13 protein-coding genes and 1 pseudogene are annotated in these 15,522 nt (G+C 53.0%); 12 read left to right on the top strand and 2 right to left on the bottom strand.

Translation table 11 applies throughout. The features are described from left to right. The first annotated feature begins 64 nt into the window (after positions 1-64). A complete protein-coding gene (locus tag BN1247_RS01905; protein ID WP_054948871.1) occupies positions 65-490 on the top strand; it encodes an Hsp20/alpha crystallin family protein in 426 nt (141 codons plus the stop codon). A 150-nt stretch (positions 491-640) separates the two neighbouring features. Beyond that, positions 641-1,744 carry a M42 family metallopeptidase gene (locus BN1247_RS01910; RefSeq protein ID WP_054948872.1) on the top strand — a complete coding sequence of 368 codons (1,104 nt, stop codon included), beginning with the start codon at positions 641-643 and terminating at the stop codon, positions 1,742-1,744. 52 nt (positions 1,745-1,796) lie between these two features. Here the strand turns inward: BN1247_RS01910 and sspI are convergent, their stop codons facing one another. Then, positions 1,797-2,033 carry a small acid-soluble spore protein SspI gene (sspI, locus tag BN1247_RS01915; RefSeq protein ID WP_074011031.1) on the bottom strand — a complete coding sequence of 79 codons (237 nt, stop codon included), beginning with the start codon at positions 2,031-2,033 and terminating at the stop codon, positions 1,797-1,799. Between the two features lie 179 nt (positions 2,034-2,212). On the opposite strand from sspI, the pseudogene BN1247_RS01920 reads away from it, so the two are divergent. From BN1247_RS01920 to sleB, 8 genes and pseudogenes are all read left to right on the top strand, one after another. Continuing rightward, positions 2,213-2,872 (top strand): annotated as a pseudogene (locus BN1247_RS01920) (potassium channel family protein); the annotation flags it as partial. Between the two features lie 2 nt (positions 2,873-2,874). Beyond that, positions 2,875-3,678, top strand: a complete 804-nt coding sequence (locus tag BN1247_RS01925; protein ID WP_054948874.1) for a TrmH family RNA methyltransferase — start codon at positions 2,875-2,877, stop codon at positions 3,676-3,678. 546 nt (positions 3,679-4,224) lie between these two features. Then, positions 4,225-5,259 (top strand): phenylalanine--tRNA ligase subunit alpha, encoded by a 1,035-nt coding sequence (gene pheS, locus BN1247_RS01930; RefSeq protein ID WP_054948875.1) that lies wholly within the window; start codon positions 4,225-4,227, stop codon positions 5,257-5,259. Positions 5,260-5,449: 190 nt separating this feature from the next. Continuing rightward, the gene (gene pheT / locus BN1247_RS01935) at positions 5,450-7,891 is read left to right on the top strand and encodes a phenylalanine--tRNA ligase subunit beta (protein WP_054948876.1); all 2,442 of its coding nucleotides are present in this window, start codon (positions 5,450-5,452) and stop codon (positions 7,889-7,891) included. A 304-nt stretch (positions 7,892-8,195) separates the two neighbouring features. Continuing rightward, positions 8,196-8,492 carry a cell division protein ZapA gene (zapA, locus tag BN1247_RS01940; protein ID WP_054948877.1) on the top strand — a complete coding sequence of 99 codons (297 nt, stop codon included), beginning with the start codon at positions 8,196-8,198 and terminating at the stop codon, positions 8,490-8,492. Between the two features lie 36 nt (positions 8,493-8,528). Then, on the top strand, positions 8,529-9,044 hold the full coding sequence (locus BN1247_RS01945) for a CvpA family protein (protein WP_261796057.1): 516 nt from the start codon (positions 8,529-8,531) through the stop codon (positions 9,042-9,044). A 64-nt stretch (positions 9,045-9,108) separates the two neighbouring features. Then, on the top strand, positions 9,109-10,827 hold the full coding sequence (polX, locus tag BN1247_RS01950; RefSeq protein ID WP_054948879.1) for a DNA polymerase/3'-5' exonuclease PolX: 1,719 nt from the start codon (positions 9,109-9,111) through the stop codon (positions 10,825-10,827). 282 nt (positions 10,828-11,109) lie between these two features. Beyond that, complete coding sequence (gene sleB, locus BN1247_RS01955; protein ID WP_082416000.1) at positions 11,110-11,853, top strand: spore cortex-lytic enzyme; 744 nt, start codon at positions 11,110-11,112, stop codon at positions 11,851-11,853. 259 nt (positions 11,854-12,112) lie between these two features. Here the strand turns inward: sleB and BN1247_RS01960 are convergent, their stop codons facing one another. Then, entirely contained in the window at positions 12,113-12,481 is a 369-nt protein-coding gene (locus BN1247_RS01960) for a phage holin family protein (protein ID WP_054948881.1), read from the bottom strand. 100 nt (positions 12,482-12,581) lie between these two features. Here BN1247_RS01960 and BN1247_RS01965 point away from each other — a divergent pair, with 100 nt between their 5' ends. Then, complete coding sequence (locus BN1247_RS01965) at positions 12,582-14,981, top strand: endonuclease MutS2 (protein WP_054948882.1); 2,400 nt, start codon at positions 12,582-12,584, stop codon at positions 14,979-14,981. A gap of 32 nt (positions 14,982-15,013) precedes the next feature. Continuing rightward, entirely contained in the window at positions 15,014-15,427 is a 414-nt protein-coding gene (locus BN1247_RS01970) for a DUF350 domain-containing protein (RefSeq protein ID WP_054948883.1), read from the top strand. The last annotated feature ends 95 nt before the right edge of the window (positions 15,428-15,522 follow it).

Consider the following 15,522-nt stretch of genomic DNA (forward strand, 5'->3'; position numbering starts at 1 on the left):
GCGGTACACGTCCTCTTGCGGCGGTGAATACAATGTGGAAAAACTGTTCCTAGGGGTGGTGTGCGTGCCCAAACTAACGCCGTGGTTTTCTTCTCCTAACGACATCTTGCGCATGTGGCGCGATATGTTAGGCCACGCCTTTTCCCAGTCGCTAGAACTGCCAGCGTGGCTAAACAGCGATACGTATGAGACCGATTCCGAGTGGGTGTGTATGATGGAAATTCCCGGGCTCACCCCGCAGCACGAAGTGGACGTGCGCGTACAGAACGGGTCGCTCGTCGTAACCGGAAACAGCCAGGACGTTCGGAAAAATGCCTTCGACTGCGGAAAAACGCATTACCAAATGGCGATGTCGTTTAGTCAGGTGATCCCGCTTCCTAATCATTTACAGGTGGAAAAGCTTGCAACTGAATTAGACGGCCAGGTACTTACCGTACGCATTCCGAAACGGCATAGGGGAAAAAGACATCGCCGCATGCACGGCCGTTGAACATAAAGAGTTACGAAACGCTAACAGTTGCAGAGTAAAAAAGTAAGCCTCCCTTGCCGCAAACAGTTGCACAGTAAAAAAAGTAAGCCCCCCTTGCCGCGTTGCGATATAATAAGAAAGTAGCTATTTTCGTTAGGGGGCTTATACATAGTGGGAGAGCAATGCGAGAAAGAACAACAGACGTTAAATTTATACCGGCGCTTAACGGAAGCGCCTGGCGTTCCCGGGCACGAGGCACCGGTGCGTCACATCATGAGCGAGCTGATGGCGCCGTACGCGGACGAACTGACCGTGGACAACTTGGGTAGCTTGATTGCGCGCAAGCAAGGTGAGGCGAACGGACCGCGCATTATGTTAGCCGGACATATGGACGAGGTCGGCTTTATGGTCACGCGCATTACCGAAGGAGGGTTCCTGAAGTTTTTACCGCTCGGCGGCTGGTGGAATCAAGTCATGCTCGCGCAGCGCGTACGCGTACTCACGCGCAAAGGTGAATTGATGGGCGTGATCGGTTCTAAACCGCCACACGTGCTACCGGCAGAGGAGCGGAAAAAACCGGTCAAAATCGAAGACATGTTCATCGATGTCGGCGCGTTAAGTAAAGAAGAAGCCGAATCGTTCGGCATCCGTCCCGGCGACTCTGTCGTTCCAGACTGTCCGTTTACGGAAATGGCCAATCCAAAAATGCTGATGGCAAAAGCGTGGGACAACCGCTTCGGTTGTATCGTCGCCTTGGAGGTGCTGCGCCAACTGCACGAGCAGCAGCATCCAAATACCGTCTTCAGCGTCGCCACAGTGCAAGAAGAGGTCGGCCTGCGCGGGGCGCAAACGTCGGTTCACACCGTCAAACCGGACATCGCCTTTGCGATCGACGTCGGAATCGACGGCTCGACCCCGGGGATGAAGCCGGACGATTCGCAAGGGGAAATTGGTAAAGGACCGCAAATTACGCTGTACGACGCGACGATGATCGCACACCGCGGCTTGCGGGAATTCGTCATTGAAACAGCGGAAAGCGAAGGCATTCCGTACCAATTTGAAGCGATGCCAGGCGGCGGCACAGACGCCGGGAGATTCTTTTTGCACGGTCAAGGCGTACCTTCACTCGCCATTTGCGTGCCGACTCGTTACATTCATTCGCATGCGTCGATCATTCACCGCGACGACATCGACCATACGGTGCGTCTACTCGTCGCTCTCATAAAGAAAATGGATCGCCAGGCGGTCGACCACATTATGAATAACCCGCATTAAGCGACAAATATCTTTATACGATCCCTGTACAGGGTGAGCGTTATATCCTAAACTAAAACGGTTTTTGTGGTTCCTGCGGCAAATGTTCGTGCAGTGTCTCGATCATTTGCCGCTTGTTTTCAGTGTCGCTGTTTTGCCAAATGAGTTCAAACACGACTCCTAGGCCAGGTAACAGTTTTTCCTCGTGCTGTTCGATTGAATCGACGACCATCTCGTGCAGCTGTTTTTCATCCATTTCGTAAATGTTGTGAATGACTGCCTGACGAATATCGATACTTTCCAGTCCCAAGGTAAAATCCTCCCTTACGTTTGAAGTTCTCTGCTCGTTGTCGTTGTTAAACCTTGCTTAGTATGCCACGGGCAGAAGAAAATATGAGCATCTTGTCATCGTCCCCCGCTTCGACTACACTTAAGAAATGAACGAACGCACGAGGGGTTGGACGACCTCTTTCGTGGAAAAAAGGGGAGCGCATCGTGAAGAAACAGTTCGCCGTCATCGGCTTAGGTCGCTTCGGGGGGAGTGTCGCCCAGACGCTCAGTGACATGGGTTACGAGGTGTTGGCAATCGACCGAAGTGAGCAGCGCATACAAGACTTTGCCAACGTCGTGACACACGCCGTCGAAGCGGATTCGACGGATGAGAACGTATTAAAGGCGCTCGGCATTCGCAACTTTGACATCGCCGTCGTCTCGATCGGCGAAAATATTCAAGCGAGCATTTTAACGACACTCATATTAAAAGAGCTCGGCGTTGGAAAAATCGTCGTAAAAGCACAAAACGACCTTCACGGTAAAGTGTTGTTTAAAATCGGCGCCGATAAAGTTGTCTACCCGGAACGGGATATGGGCATTCGCGTCGTACACAATCTCATCTCGCCGAACATTCTCGACATCATTGAACTGGCAGACGACTACAGCATCGTAGAAATAAGTGCTGGCGATTTTTTTGCGGGAAAAACGTTAATGGAATTAGATATCCGGGCGAAGTTTGGCTGTAACGTGATGGCGATTAAGAGCGGCGATAACATTAATATTGCGCCGCTGGCGACAGATGTGATACAAAAAGGCGATGTGTTAGTCGTCATCGGACACAATAACGATTTACAACAACTGGAGGAGCGCGCATAGCGATGCAAGTCATCGAGATAACTTCACCACAGAACGACAAGCTGAAACAGTGGCGTAAATTGCAGCAAAGCCGCAAAGAGCGATACCGCCGAAGGCAACTCCTTGTCGAAGGGGACAAGCTGCTCGCCGAGGCGCGGGCGAGCGATTGTGCGTTTCACGCTGTTTTATGCGACGCGGACGCAGATCAGTCTCCCGTGCGCGACTGGCAACAGTGGGCGCTTAGGCAGCACATCCCGTTTTACCGCGTGCGCGGCGCCCTTTTTCGCCAGCTAATGGAGACAGACACGCCGCAAGGGATCGCTGCCGTCATCGACATGCCAGCAAGGCCGCGTTTTCAACCGGATCGCGTGCCATCGCTCGTCTTGCTGCTCGACCGCATTCAAGATCCCGGTAACCTCGGCGCGATTTTGCGTACTGCGGACGCTGCGGGCGTATCGTTTGTCGGCCTCGGAAAAGGAACGGTGGATCCGTTTAACCCGAAAGTCGTCCGTTCAGCCGCGGGCGCACTGTTCCACTTAGCTTTCGATACCGTCGATCTGCCGCAGTGGATGGCGCAGTTTCGCCAAGCGGGCGGCACCGTCTTCGGGACAGAAGTGCGCGAGGGGGACGTGCATTACCGCGTACACTACCCGTTGCAGACGGCGATCTTAATGGGGAACGAAGGGCAAGGGGTCGCGTCCGGCTTATTGCAGTTAATCGACCGCAAGGTGCGGATCCCACTCCCTGGCCGGGCGGAGTCCCTTAACGTGGCGACGGCGAGTGCCGTGCTGTTATACGAAGTCGTACGGCAGTGGGATAAGATTTAAGATCGCGGCCAATTTTTATGGCGTCACTTGCATGTTATGGAAAATTCGCTTATACTGGTAAACAAACTTTGCACATGTTCATTCGTGTTCAACTATCTTTAAACGAGGCGGCTTTGATCCGCTAGTTTGGACACACTAGTCTAACCAATTTTAATACGTGTAGAGCGACGAAGGAGAAGGGTGCCGGTACTTACTGTCAGGGACGGGATGTCTCAGACTGGAAGCATTCCGCAGAAAAAGGCCGAACACGTTCACTCCGGAGCTGTCCCTTGAACGGTCGACAAGGCGATTGGATTTGGAAGTGACTGTAACCAAGAGCTGTTCGATCAGTAGGGGGGGAACCGGTAATTTTACCGTTATCTAAAAGGAAGTGTCTGCGCACGTGGCCCGATCACAGTGTCCGTGCGTTGGAACAAGGGTGGTACCGCGGCTTTTCGCCCCTTACTGGGACGGAAGGCTTTTTTTGTTTTGTAAAAGTGGACCGCGTAAGAAGTGTGTCCATATGTGTTTGTCAAGAACATACGTGGAACAAAGGAGGACATTAGTATGCGCGAGCGACTGTTAGCGTTGAAGGACAAAGCGTTAGAGGCAGTGCAACGCATTAGTACGACAAAAGAGTTATCCGATTTGTCAGTGAAATATTTAGGAAAAAAAGGCGACCTCACGCAACTGATGCGGCAAATCGGCAAGCTGGCTCCCGAGGAGCGACCAGCGATGGGGCAGCACGTGAACGACGTGCGGCGTGCAATGGAACAGGCTTTTGCGACGCGAGAGGCAGAACTGAAAGAACGGGCGTTAGCGGAGCAGTTGGCCAAAGAGGAGATCGACGTCACCTTGCCGGGGCGCGCCTTCGACTTGGGCAGTATCCATCCGTTAACGGGCATAATTGAACAAATTGAAGACATTTTTATTGGCATGGGATTTGAAGTTGCCGACGGACCGCTCGTCGAGTGGGACTATTACAACTTTGAAGCGATGAACATGCCGAAACACCACCCAGCCCGCGATATGCAGGATACGTTTTACATTACAGAAGACATCTTGCTGCGGACGCATACGTCGGCGGTACAGGCGCGGGTCATGGAGAGCCGCAAAGGTGAAGTACCGGTAAAAATTATTTGTCCTGGATTCGTTTTTCGCCGCGACGACGATGACGCGACCCACTCACATATGTTTACGCAAATCGAAGGGTTGGTCGTCGACGAAGGGGTTTCGATGAGCCACTTAAACGGCGTGCTAGAAACGTTTGTGCATAAAATGTACGGCGAGGAACGGCGCGTGCGCTTCCGGCCGAGCTTCTTCTCCTTCGTCGAGCCGGGGACAGAAGTCGACGTATCGTGTGCCAACTGCGGCGGCGAAGGATGTCGCATCTGCAAACATACCGGATGGTTAGAAATATTAGGTGCGGGAATGGTTCATCCGCGCGTACTCGAAATGTGTGGCTACGATGCGGAAAAATATACCGGGTTCGCCTTTGGCATGGGCATTGAGCGCGTGGCGATGCTCAAATACGGTATTGACAATATTCGCGATTACTTTAACAGCGACCTGCGCTTTTTGCGGCAGTTTAGTACTCTATAACGGATCAATGGCACGCGGTAGCACGTGGAAGCGAATGGTGTCAGAACGAGTGCCAGCAGTCGTTCGGAGATCAGTCAAGAAACGATCAGTGAAGAAATGATCAGTGGAAAAACAGTGAAACGAAAAAAGATCGTGCAAGAAGGAAGATCGTGTCAGAGTATAGATCGCCCTAAGTAGGAGGAATAAAAAGATGCTCGTTTCGATGGAATGGTTAGCGCAATACGTCGACATCGAAGGCCTAACGGCCCGCGATATTGCCGACAAGCTGACGCTGGGTGGGGTAGAAGTCGACCTTATCCACGCGCGCGATACCGGGTTAAAAAATGTCGTTGTCGGCTACGTCACCGATAAAGAGGCACATCCGAACGCGGACAAACTAAGCGTGTGCCAAGTGGACATCGGCGAAGGAGATCCGGTGACGATCGTTTGCGGGGCGCCGAACGTGGCGCAAGGGCAGTACGTTCCGGTAGCAAAAGTCGGCGGTGTACTACCCGATATAAAAATAAAAAAAGCGAAATTGCGCGGCGTCGAGTCGCAAGGGATGATATGCTCGGCGCAAGAACTCGGACTCGATGAAAAAATGCTCAGTAAAGAGCAGGCGGAAGGCATTCTCGCGTTGTCGGGGACGCCGGAAGTCGGTACAGACATCACCGACCATTTGGGTCTCAACGATGAAGTGTTGGAACTCGATTTGACCCCGAATCGCGCCGACTGTTTAAGTATGATCGGCGTCGCTTACGAAGTGGCGGCTTTGTTTGACCGGGAGTTAAAGTTACCGGAAGTGGATCAGGAAAGTCAAGGTGAGCCGCAGTCTGTAACGGAAGGTACCGGTGAGGAGTTGCCGGCGGCGGTTCGCTTGGAAGCGGGTGACGACTGTCCGCTGTACGCATTGCAAGTGGTGAAAAATGTGAGCCTCGGGCCTTCACCGCAATGGATGCAAAACCGGTTGACGGCGGCCGGCATTCGTCCGATCAACAACGTCGTCGACATTACGAACTACGTCATGCTCGAATACGGGCAACCGCTGCACGCTTTTGATTATGAAAAAGTGACGAACGGAACGATCGTCGTGCGACACGCGGCGGATGGGGAAACGTTCGTCACGTTGGACGGCGTCGAACGCACCCTGGGCGCATCGACAGTACTCATTACTGACGGCGAGCGGCCAGTCGCCATCGGCGGTGTGATGGGCGGGGAAAACTCGGAAATTACGTCTGATACACATACGGTGTTGCTTGAATCGGCCTATTTTAACGCCCCATCGATTAGTAAAACGTCGCGGCAGCTCGGCTTACGGACAGAAGCGAGTGCGCGGTTTGAGAAAAAAGTCGACCCGGAGCGAGTGCTTCCGGCGCTACGGCGGGCGACGGCGCTCCTTTGTGCGTACGCCGGTGGCAAAGTCGCATCGAGAGAAGTAAGCGAACAAGTCGGTGAGGCCGCACCGAAGGCGGTGAGGCTCAGCTATAAGCGGATGGAGGAACTACTCGGGACGGCGATTGCCCGAGAACAAGTGAAAGCTATTTTTGATCGCCTGCGCTTCTCGTATGAGGAACAAGGGGATCATCTACTCGTGACGGCACCGACGCGGCGGCCGGACATCTCCATCGAAGTCGATCTTATCGAAGAGGTAGCGCGCCTGTACGGTTACGATAACATCCCGAAAAAGCTGCTCGAAGGGCGTGGCACGATCGGACGTTTAACGGGTGAACAAAAAGTGAAGCGGAACATCCGCCGCACATTGCAAGGGCTTGGGCTTAACGAAGTCGTCACGTACGCCTTGACCTCCCCGGAAAAGGCGCAAGAAGTCGCTTCGCTACACGAAGACGTGCGCCCGGTGCGCCTACAGTTGCCGATGAGTGAAGCGCGCAGTGAACTAAGGACGGGACTCCTTCCACACCTCATCGAAGCGGCTGAATACAACGCGCACCGCCAGCAAGAGCGGGTCGCCCTGTTTGAACTGGGGCGGACGTTTACGACCGAAGAAGAAGAGCTGACGGAGTTGCCACAAGAGACGGAAGAGTTGGCTGGTATCTTTTACGGTCCGCGGCAAACGCCCGACTGGTTGGAAAAAGAGAAGCAACTTGACTTTTATGCGGTGAAGGGTGTCCTCGACGCGCTGTTTGCGCGATTAGGGATCGAAGGAACTAGTTACGTCACGCGCGAATACAGCGGGTTCCACCCGGGGAGGACGGCGGAAATCCGGCTAGGAGACACTTCTCTCGGCTGTATAGGGCAACTTCATCCGCACGTTGCTGCGGCACACGATTTGCCGGACTGTTACGCCTTTCAGTTGCAGCTTAAGCCGATCTACAAGGCGGCGACGGCCGATACGGTCCGTTATGCGGCCTTGCCCCGTTACCCAGCAGTGACGCGCGACATGGCTGTCGTCGTCGACAGAGGTGTCCCCGTCGCCGCACTTGTCGAGACGATTAAACGTACGGGGCGGCAATTAGAGTCGGTCGCCGTGTTCGACGTCTTTACCGGCATCCAAATTGGCAGTGACAAAAAAAGTGTCGCCTTCTCCCTCGTTTACCGCGATCCCGTACGGACGCTCACCGATGACGAGATTAGCGCACAACATAAAGAGGTCGTTGAGGCGCTTCGAGCGCAGCACGGGGCGAAGCTTCGCTAACGGCTCTGACGTGAGTGCGTCCTAAAAAGTGAGCTCGTCTTCAAAAAACGCTAGCACGTCACTCGTAGTTATATCTGTCCTCAGTCGTATATATAGAGGGAAAATAGAGGAACAGTGACGATAGAGGCGTTTCGCTTTCGACTTGTTCATCGACACTGTAGAGACCGCTGGCAGGGGACAGCGGTCGTTTTTTATTTAGCAAAATCAGTCGCTTCTTCCTTGACGAACAGTAAGAAATTGCATAAGGTAATAACGAACTATTATTTGTTGCTACTCGTCTTAGAGCGAGAACGGAGGGGCAGCGGTGGGAGAAGGAAAAAAAAGGTTGACGGTAACGATCTTTGGTCAAAAATATACGCTAGTTGGCAGTGAAAGCCCTGAATATATGCGTGCGTTAGCGAGTTACGTCGATGAGACGATGAATCGCATCGGACAAGCAAATGCGCGTTTAGATACGGTGAGACTTGCAATTTTAACCGCGGTGAACATCGCCGACGACTATCAACAGCTACGACTTTATTGTGAAGAATTAGAGAAACAACTTGCTGCTGAGCGCCAACAGAAACAAGAGAACCATACGAATAAGAAAAAACATCCATAAGGAGGCGCCTTAAAACTGAACGTATTAGACGTTATTATTATCGTTATAATAACAAGAACGGTTTTAGTAGGAGTCCGGCGCGGCTTCATTTTGCAGGCCGCTCGTTTACTTGGTTTTTTGTTAGTCATTTATGTCGCCTTTACCTATGGTCCGTCTCTTGCAGATTTTCTATCGAAGTATATTCAGTTTCCGAAGGCGACGACCGAGTCTACGTCATGGTTTGCCGGGCTACCGACCGACGCACTGTTAACACGGCTCGTGGCTTTTGCCATACTCGTTTTACTTACGAAATACATCGTGAACTTACTCGCTAACACAATGAACAAATTTATGAATTTGCCTGGTTTAAACACTGTAAACCGGGTAGCCGGTGTCGCGCTCGCCCTCGTACAAATGACCATTATTCTTTTGCTAGTGTTGAACACGCTCAATTTACTTTCGGGACCGAAAATGGAGTCGCTGCTACACCATTCGTTTATCGCTTCGTGGCTCCTCGCCATCTCCCCGAAAATTTCCGAGTGGTTGATTCAGTGGACGACAGGGTTGCCGTAATCCTCGCGCCAGGCGGATCTTTCGGAGCTTAATTACAATGGAAGAGGTACGATGGAGGCGAAGAGTGTTGCTCAGTAATCGGGATGTGGCTACGATCATCTTTACGTTAGCAGACTATATGGAAGTCGACGGCGCGAACCCGTTCCGCGTGAACGCTTACCGGCGCGCAGCGCAGGCGGTTGAAAATTTGAAAAGCCCATTAAACGAGCAACTGGACGAATTGACGTCCATCGAGGGGATCGGCCGAGGAACTGCCGCCGTGATTCGGGAAATCGCCCTAACGGGTGAGTTGCAACTGTTGGACGAATACAAGGCGAAGGTGCCCGCGAGTGTGATGCAATTACTACACATTCCCGGCCTTGGACCAAAAACGGTGAAAACAGTCTTCCAAAAGCTAGGTGTTACCGACATTCCTTCTCTCAAACAGGCGATTGTGGCAGGGAACGTGCGTAAGTTACCCGGGTTCGGCCCGAAGAAAGAGGCCAACATCTTAGCGGGCATTGAGCGGTTCGGTAAGCGTCCGGAACGGTTGCTGCTCGGACAAGCGTTGCCGCTTGCGGAAGCGTTGCACGCGCACATTCAAGTAATCCCCGGGGTGGAAAAGGCTTGCTTGGCGGGAAGTGTACGGCGCATGCGCGAGACGGTAAAAGACGTCGACCTGATCGTCGCGACGACGGATCCGGTACGCGTGGCGACTGCGATCGTCCGGCTACCAGATGTTGCGGAAGTTATTAGTCACGGGGAGACGAAGGTCACGATTTTGTTCGATAGTGAACAGCTGTTGCAAGTCGATGTGCGACTCGTGAAGCCCGCGCAGTTTGCGACGACGTTGCACCACTTCACCGGTTCGAAAGAACATAACGTGCGCATACGGCAACTCGCTAAGCAAAAAGGGTGGAAGGTGAATGAATACGGTGTGGAGCGACAGAGTGATGCGGAGATCGTGACGTTCCCATCGGAGACTGCTTTTTACGAACAACTCGGTCTCCCTTATATACCGCCGGAATTGCGGGAAGGGGAAGCTTTACCTGATGACGTGCCAGCACTCGTGCAACTTAGCGACATTAAGGGCGATTTGCACATGCACACCGTGTGGAGTGACGGTCACCATTCGGTTCGCCAGATGGCAGAAGCTGCGCGGGCGAAGGGTTATAAGTACATTGCGATTACAGACCATTCGCGATCGTTGCGCGTTGCAGGCGGACTAAGTATTGAGGAGCTACTCGCGCAACGAGAAGAAATTGTTGCGGTAAACCGCGAACTAACTGACATTCGCGTACTTGCCGGAGTGGAGATGGACATTTTAGCCGACGGGCGACTCGACTACCCGGACGACGTCTTGCAATCGCTCGATTACGTCATCGCGGCCGTGCACAGTGGGCTGCAACAAGATGCGCGCACGATGACGAGGCGTTTGTTAGCAGCGATCGAAAACCCGTACGTGCACCAGATCGCCCACCCGACGGGCCGACTATTGAACCGGCGCGACCCGTACGCTTTCGATGTGGAGGAAGTGTTTAGACGAGCTGGAGAGACGGGAACAATTCTCGAGTTGAACGCCAATCCGAACCGCCTTGACTTGAACGATCGCTTACTCCGGCGGGCGACCGAAGATTTTGGGGTAAAAATTGCCGTCAATACGGATGCGCACCGCGTGGAAAATTTAGATTTGATGCGTTACGGCATCGGCACCGCCCGCCGCGGATGGCTCACGGGCGCCGACGTCGTCAACGCGTGGTCGCCTGACAAGTTGTTCGCTTATTTACAAAGGAAGCGACATTAAACGAGGTCGCGCGTCGCAAACCGCGTTGCTACGATAGCCTAATTCGAGCAAGGGCCGTGCAGCCACACAAAAAATAGCGCATAGTTACTCCGTCGACTAGGGATAATAGGGGACAACATTAGGTGTACTTCTATTCCCTAACGAGAGAGGTTGATGTGAGTGAGTAAGCGCAACATTGTGCTCGGTTTGGTGTTGCTCGCCTTTTGTGCCGCGTGTGTCATTAGCGCTTACGCTGGTGCAGTAAACACGGCGCAAGCTGTCGGCACACAAGCGACGAAACAAATGTTTGCGAAACGAGAAACATTGAGCCGACAGACGTCGCAGCAAGCGTTTGGCAAACACACGTTGAAAGTCGGCGCGCGGGGGGGGGACGTTTACGAATTGCAAGGCCGGTTAAAATTACTCGGTTTTTATACCGGTAAAATCGACGGCATTTTTAGTTGGCGCACGTACTGGGCCGTCCGCCATTTTCAATATGAGTTCCGCCTTCGGGTGGACGGGATTGTCGGTCCGAAGACAAAATTAAAACTGTGGAAGGCAACAAAACATTGGCGTCCGGGACCTTCGGCGCGGGGGCCGAAGGTCGTACCGCGAAAAGGTGCAAGGCGGGCGGCTCCGCGGGTGACTGCTTGGACAAAACGCAAGACGGTGATTCAAAACAGCAATGGATTTTCGAAGAACGACATTCGAATCATCGCCAACGCGGTACACGGAGAGGCGAGAGGTGAACCTTATATCGGGAAAGTGGCTGTTGCCGCCGTCATTTTGAACCGCATCGACAATAGTCAATTTCCGAACACGCCATCACAAGTCATTTTTGAGCCGCGTGCGTTTACTGCTGTTTCCGACGGACAAATATGGTTGGCACCGAACAAAGAGGCGGTCAAGGCAGTGCGCGATGCGATCAACGGATGGGATCCGACGGGTGGCGCACTGTACTACTACAACCCGGCGAAGACGACGAGTATGTGGATTTACAGTCGTCCAGTCATTAAACGGATTGGCAAGCACATTTTTGCCCACTGACGGAAGGTTCCCGTTCAGGTTAACATGTTTCTAATGGCCAGTCGCATCGAGGTGCATCTTTAACTAACTGATTGTTTTTTACAGGGCTACAGGGCAAGAGGACACGGTCGTCATTCCATGTCCTCTTGCTGTCTGTATCTTATCATTCACTGATACGAATATTCACTGATCTAATGTAGATATTCGCCAACGTGAAAAGCGAAGGCCACGTCTGAGATGAGATGTGACCTTCGCTTGTTTAACGTTTCACGCGATTCATTTAATCTCTGCGCCCATCTTCATTTCGATCTGGGGTAGCAAAGACTTTGGTCGGGATGAACAAGTCGACTACTCCGATGGCGAGCGCCGCGAGTAGCGCGCCGATGACGCTGGCGCGAACACCTCCGACGATAAATTGGGTAACGTAAATGACAGCTGCACTAACTAAAAAACCGACGACTCCGCGGCCAAAAGGGGAGATGTCCCGTCCGGCGATCGCTTCGACACCCCAACCGATCGCGGCGATGACTAGCGCGGCGAGGAGAGCGCTCCAAAAGCCGGATACTTGGAAGCCGGGTACGATAAAACCGACGATCCATAGCACAATAGCTGCCACGGCAAAGCGGATAATGTGGCGGACAATGGTCACAGTTTTTGTCCCTCCTTTAAACTGTTAATATGTATTAGCTTTACCTAACTACCTGCGAATTATTATTTCCGTGGTATAATATGCCTAAGGAGTGACGCATGTGGAATCGCGACTGTTTAGCACGTTAGAATACGATAAAGTTTTAAAGCAGCTCTTGCCTTTTGCCGCTTCGCGGTTAGGTAAAGAAAAAATTGAACAGCTGCGGCCAGCGTCCGATTTAGTGGTCGCACAGGACGCGCTAAAGGCGACGGCAGAAGGCGCGGACGTACTGCGTCTGAAAGGTGGCGCCCCTTTCGGAGGCATTCGCGATTTGCGCCCAGCGCTGAAACGAGCAAAGATCGGGGCGACGTTGTCGATTGGGCAATTGCTAGACGTCGCTGGTACCGTGGCGAGCGGCAGACGTTTAAAGCGGTTTTTGGAGCGTGCGAGCGAGGAAGAGACGCTGAAAATCCCGATTCTCGCCGCTTGGGCGGCGCAAATTACAGGATTAAAGGAACTGGAGCAAGCCATTTTGCGCGTCATCGACGAAAACGGCGACGTTCGGGACGGGGCGAGTTCAGAACTGAGGCGCATTCGCATGGGCGTGCGACAAACGGAGCGCGACATTAAAGCGAAACTGGAGCAAATCGTCAAGGGCAGCCGCTTTCAAAAAATGTTACAAGAAGCGATTGTCACCGTGCGCAACGACCGGTACGTCATTCCAGTCAAGCAAGAATACCGTGCCCACTTCGGCGGTGTCGTGCACGACGAGTCGGCATCCGGCGCAACGGTTTTTGTGGAACCTGAGGCGATTGTCGCCCTCAATCACCGCTTAAATGAGTGGCAGCTGAAAGAAGAGCGCGAAATCGAACGATTGCTGGCTGAATTGTCGGCAGAGGTCGCTTTGCACGTCGATGCGCTACAGGACAACTTGACAGCGATCGCTGAGTTGGAGTTTATTTTTGCCAAGGCGGGGTATGCCCGTCACATTGAGGCGACGATGCCCCGGCTGAACGATCGCGGTGTGATTGAATTAAAGGCGGCGCGCCATCCGCTCATCGCGCGCGAGCACGTCGTACCGATCGATGTCATACTCGGGGCCGAGTATTCGACTCTCGTCGTCACCGGTCCGAACACGGGCGGCAAGACGGTTACGTTAAAGACGATCGGGTTACACGTGTTAATGGCGATGTCCGGACTGTTTATTCCGGCTCAGGAGGAAAGCGAAGTCGCGGTGTTCGAGAACGTGTTTGCCGATATCGGGGACGAGCAGAGTATTGAACAAAACTTAAGCACGTTTTCCGGTCATATGACGAATATTATTCGCATTTTAAGCCAATTAAGTGCGAACAGTCTCGTGTTACTCGACGAATTAGGGGCGGGGACTGATCCGTCAGAAGGTGCGGCCCTCGCCATCGCGCTGCTCGACGACATTCACCGCCGCGGCTGCCGCGTCGTGGCGACAACGCACTACAACGAACTGAAGGCGTACGCTTACAGTCGCGACAACGTGATGAATGCGAGTGTCGAATTTGACGTCGAGACGCTCAGCCCGACGTACCGCCTGCTCATCGGCGTCCCGGGACGTAGTAACGCCTTTTTGATTGCGCAGCGCCTCGGTTTGTCCGCAGAAATTATCGAGATTGCCAAAACACATCTATCGACCGAAGAGAACCGCGTCGAAGATATGATCGCTTCCCTCGAGGCCAATCGAAAAGCGGCGGAGAGGGAACGGGAAACAACGGCACGCTTGCGGCGCGAGGTGGAACGGTTGCGCGCGGCGGCGGATCAGGAACGTGAGCAACTTGAACGGGAGAAGACGGCATTAAGGCGGCGCGCGGAGGAAGACGCGCGGGACATAGTGGCGAAAGCAAAGCGCGAGGCAGAGACAATCATAGAGGAATTACGCAAAATGCAAGCGTCGCAAACGACGGTTAAAGAGCATCGTCTCATCGAACTGAAAAAGCGCTTGGACGAACAGGACTACGCGCCACACGTCTGGAAAGGTACAACTGGGGTGCATAGTGAAGGCGAGGCAAAACAACCACAGCGAACGATGCGCATCGCCGACGTACCCGTCGGTGACGAAGTGTTCGTGCAGTCGTTTAACCAAAAAGGTGTCGTCGTGGAAAAAATGAACGACAAAGAGTGGCAAGTGCAGGTTGGGATGATGAAAGTGAATGTCCCGGTAAGCAGCTTGGAGCCGATCCCGACAAAACGCACATCGGAAGCGCCCGTGCAGGCGCCAGCGACTACGGTGAAGCGGGCGAAGACCGATGTTGGTCTCAGTCTCGACTTGCGTGGGCAGACGATCGATGAAGCTGTGCTCGAGGTCGATAAATATTTGGACGATGCCGTCTTAGCCGGTTTGAAGCAGGTGTCTATCATTCACGGGAAAGGTACCGGAGCGCTGCGGGCAGGCATTCACCAATTTTTGCGCCGTCACCGGAGCGTAAACGGTTTTCGTCTCGGCGGGCAAGGCGAAGGCGGTTCCGGTGCGACAGTCGTGGAATTGAAATAACGTTAACGCTACGAAAAAGGTGAGATGGTTCAATGGAGGCGTTTTGGCAAAATCCTTTTATAAAAACAGCTGGTTTTTACGCGGTCGCTGTCGTCGCGATTATCGTGTTTCTCGCCGTATTTGAACTCGTCACGCGATACCGCAATTGGCAGGAAATAAAAAGAGGCAACGTCGCGGTCGCTTTGGCAACCGGTGGAAAAATTTTTGGTATCGCCAATATTTTTAGTCACAGTATTGCGCATAACGATACGATGTGGGAGGCGCTCCTCTGGAGTGGCTACGGGTTTATTTTGCTGCTCATCGCATATTTTTTATTCGAGTTTTTAACACCCGCCTTTCACGTCGATCACGAGATTGAACAGGGTAATCTAGCCGTCGGGCTCATTTCGCTGCTCATCTCCGTCTCCCTCTCGTTTGTCATCGGGGCAAGCATTACGAGCATGTAGATTGGCAGTCGTTTTAAGGGGGATTTTTTTGCCCGGTCCGGCATCGTTATCATCCTAACGAAAAGTATGTAGCAGAAAGGCTGGCGATTGGCGAT

Source organism: Numidum massiliense, assembly GCF_001375555.1.
Lineage (GTDB): Bacteria > Bacillota > Bacilli > Thermoactinomycetales > Novibacillaceae > Numidum > Numidum massiliense.

What these genes read in the sequence shown, in the direction of transcription:
- pheS (WP_054948875.1), top strand. Translation starts at nt 4,225, where the DNA reads ATGCGCGAGCGACTGTTAGCGTTGAAGGACAAAGCGTTAGAGGCAGTG.
- pheT (WP_054948876.1), top strand. Translation starts at nt 5,450, where the DNA reads ATGCTCGTTTCGATGGAATGGTTAGCGCAATACGTCGACATCGAAGGC.
- BN1247_RS01970 (WP_054948883.1), top strand. Translation starts at nt 15,014, where the DNA reads ATGGAGGCGTTTTGGCAAAATCCTTTTATAAAAACAGCTGGTTTTTAC.
- sleB (WP_082416000.1), top strand. Translation starts at nt 11,110, where the DNA reads ATGTTTGCGAAACGAGAAACATTGAGCCGACAGACGTCGCAGCAAGCG.
- BN1247_RS01925 (WP_054948874.1), top strand. Translation starts at nt 2,875, where the DNA reads ATGCAAGTCATCGAGATAACTTCACCACAGAACGACAAGCTGAAACAG.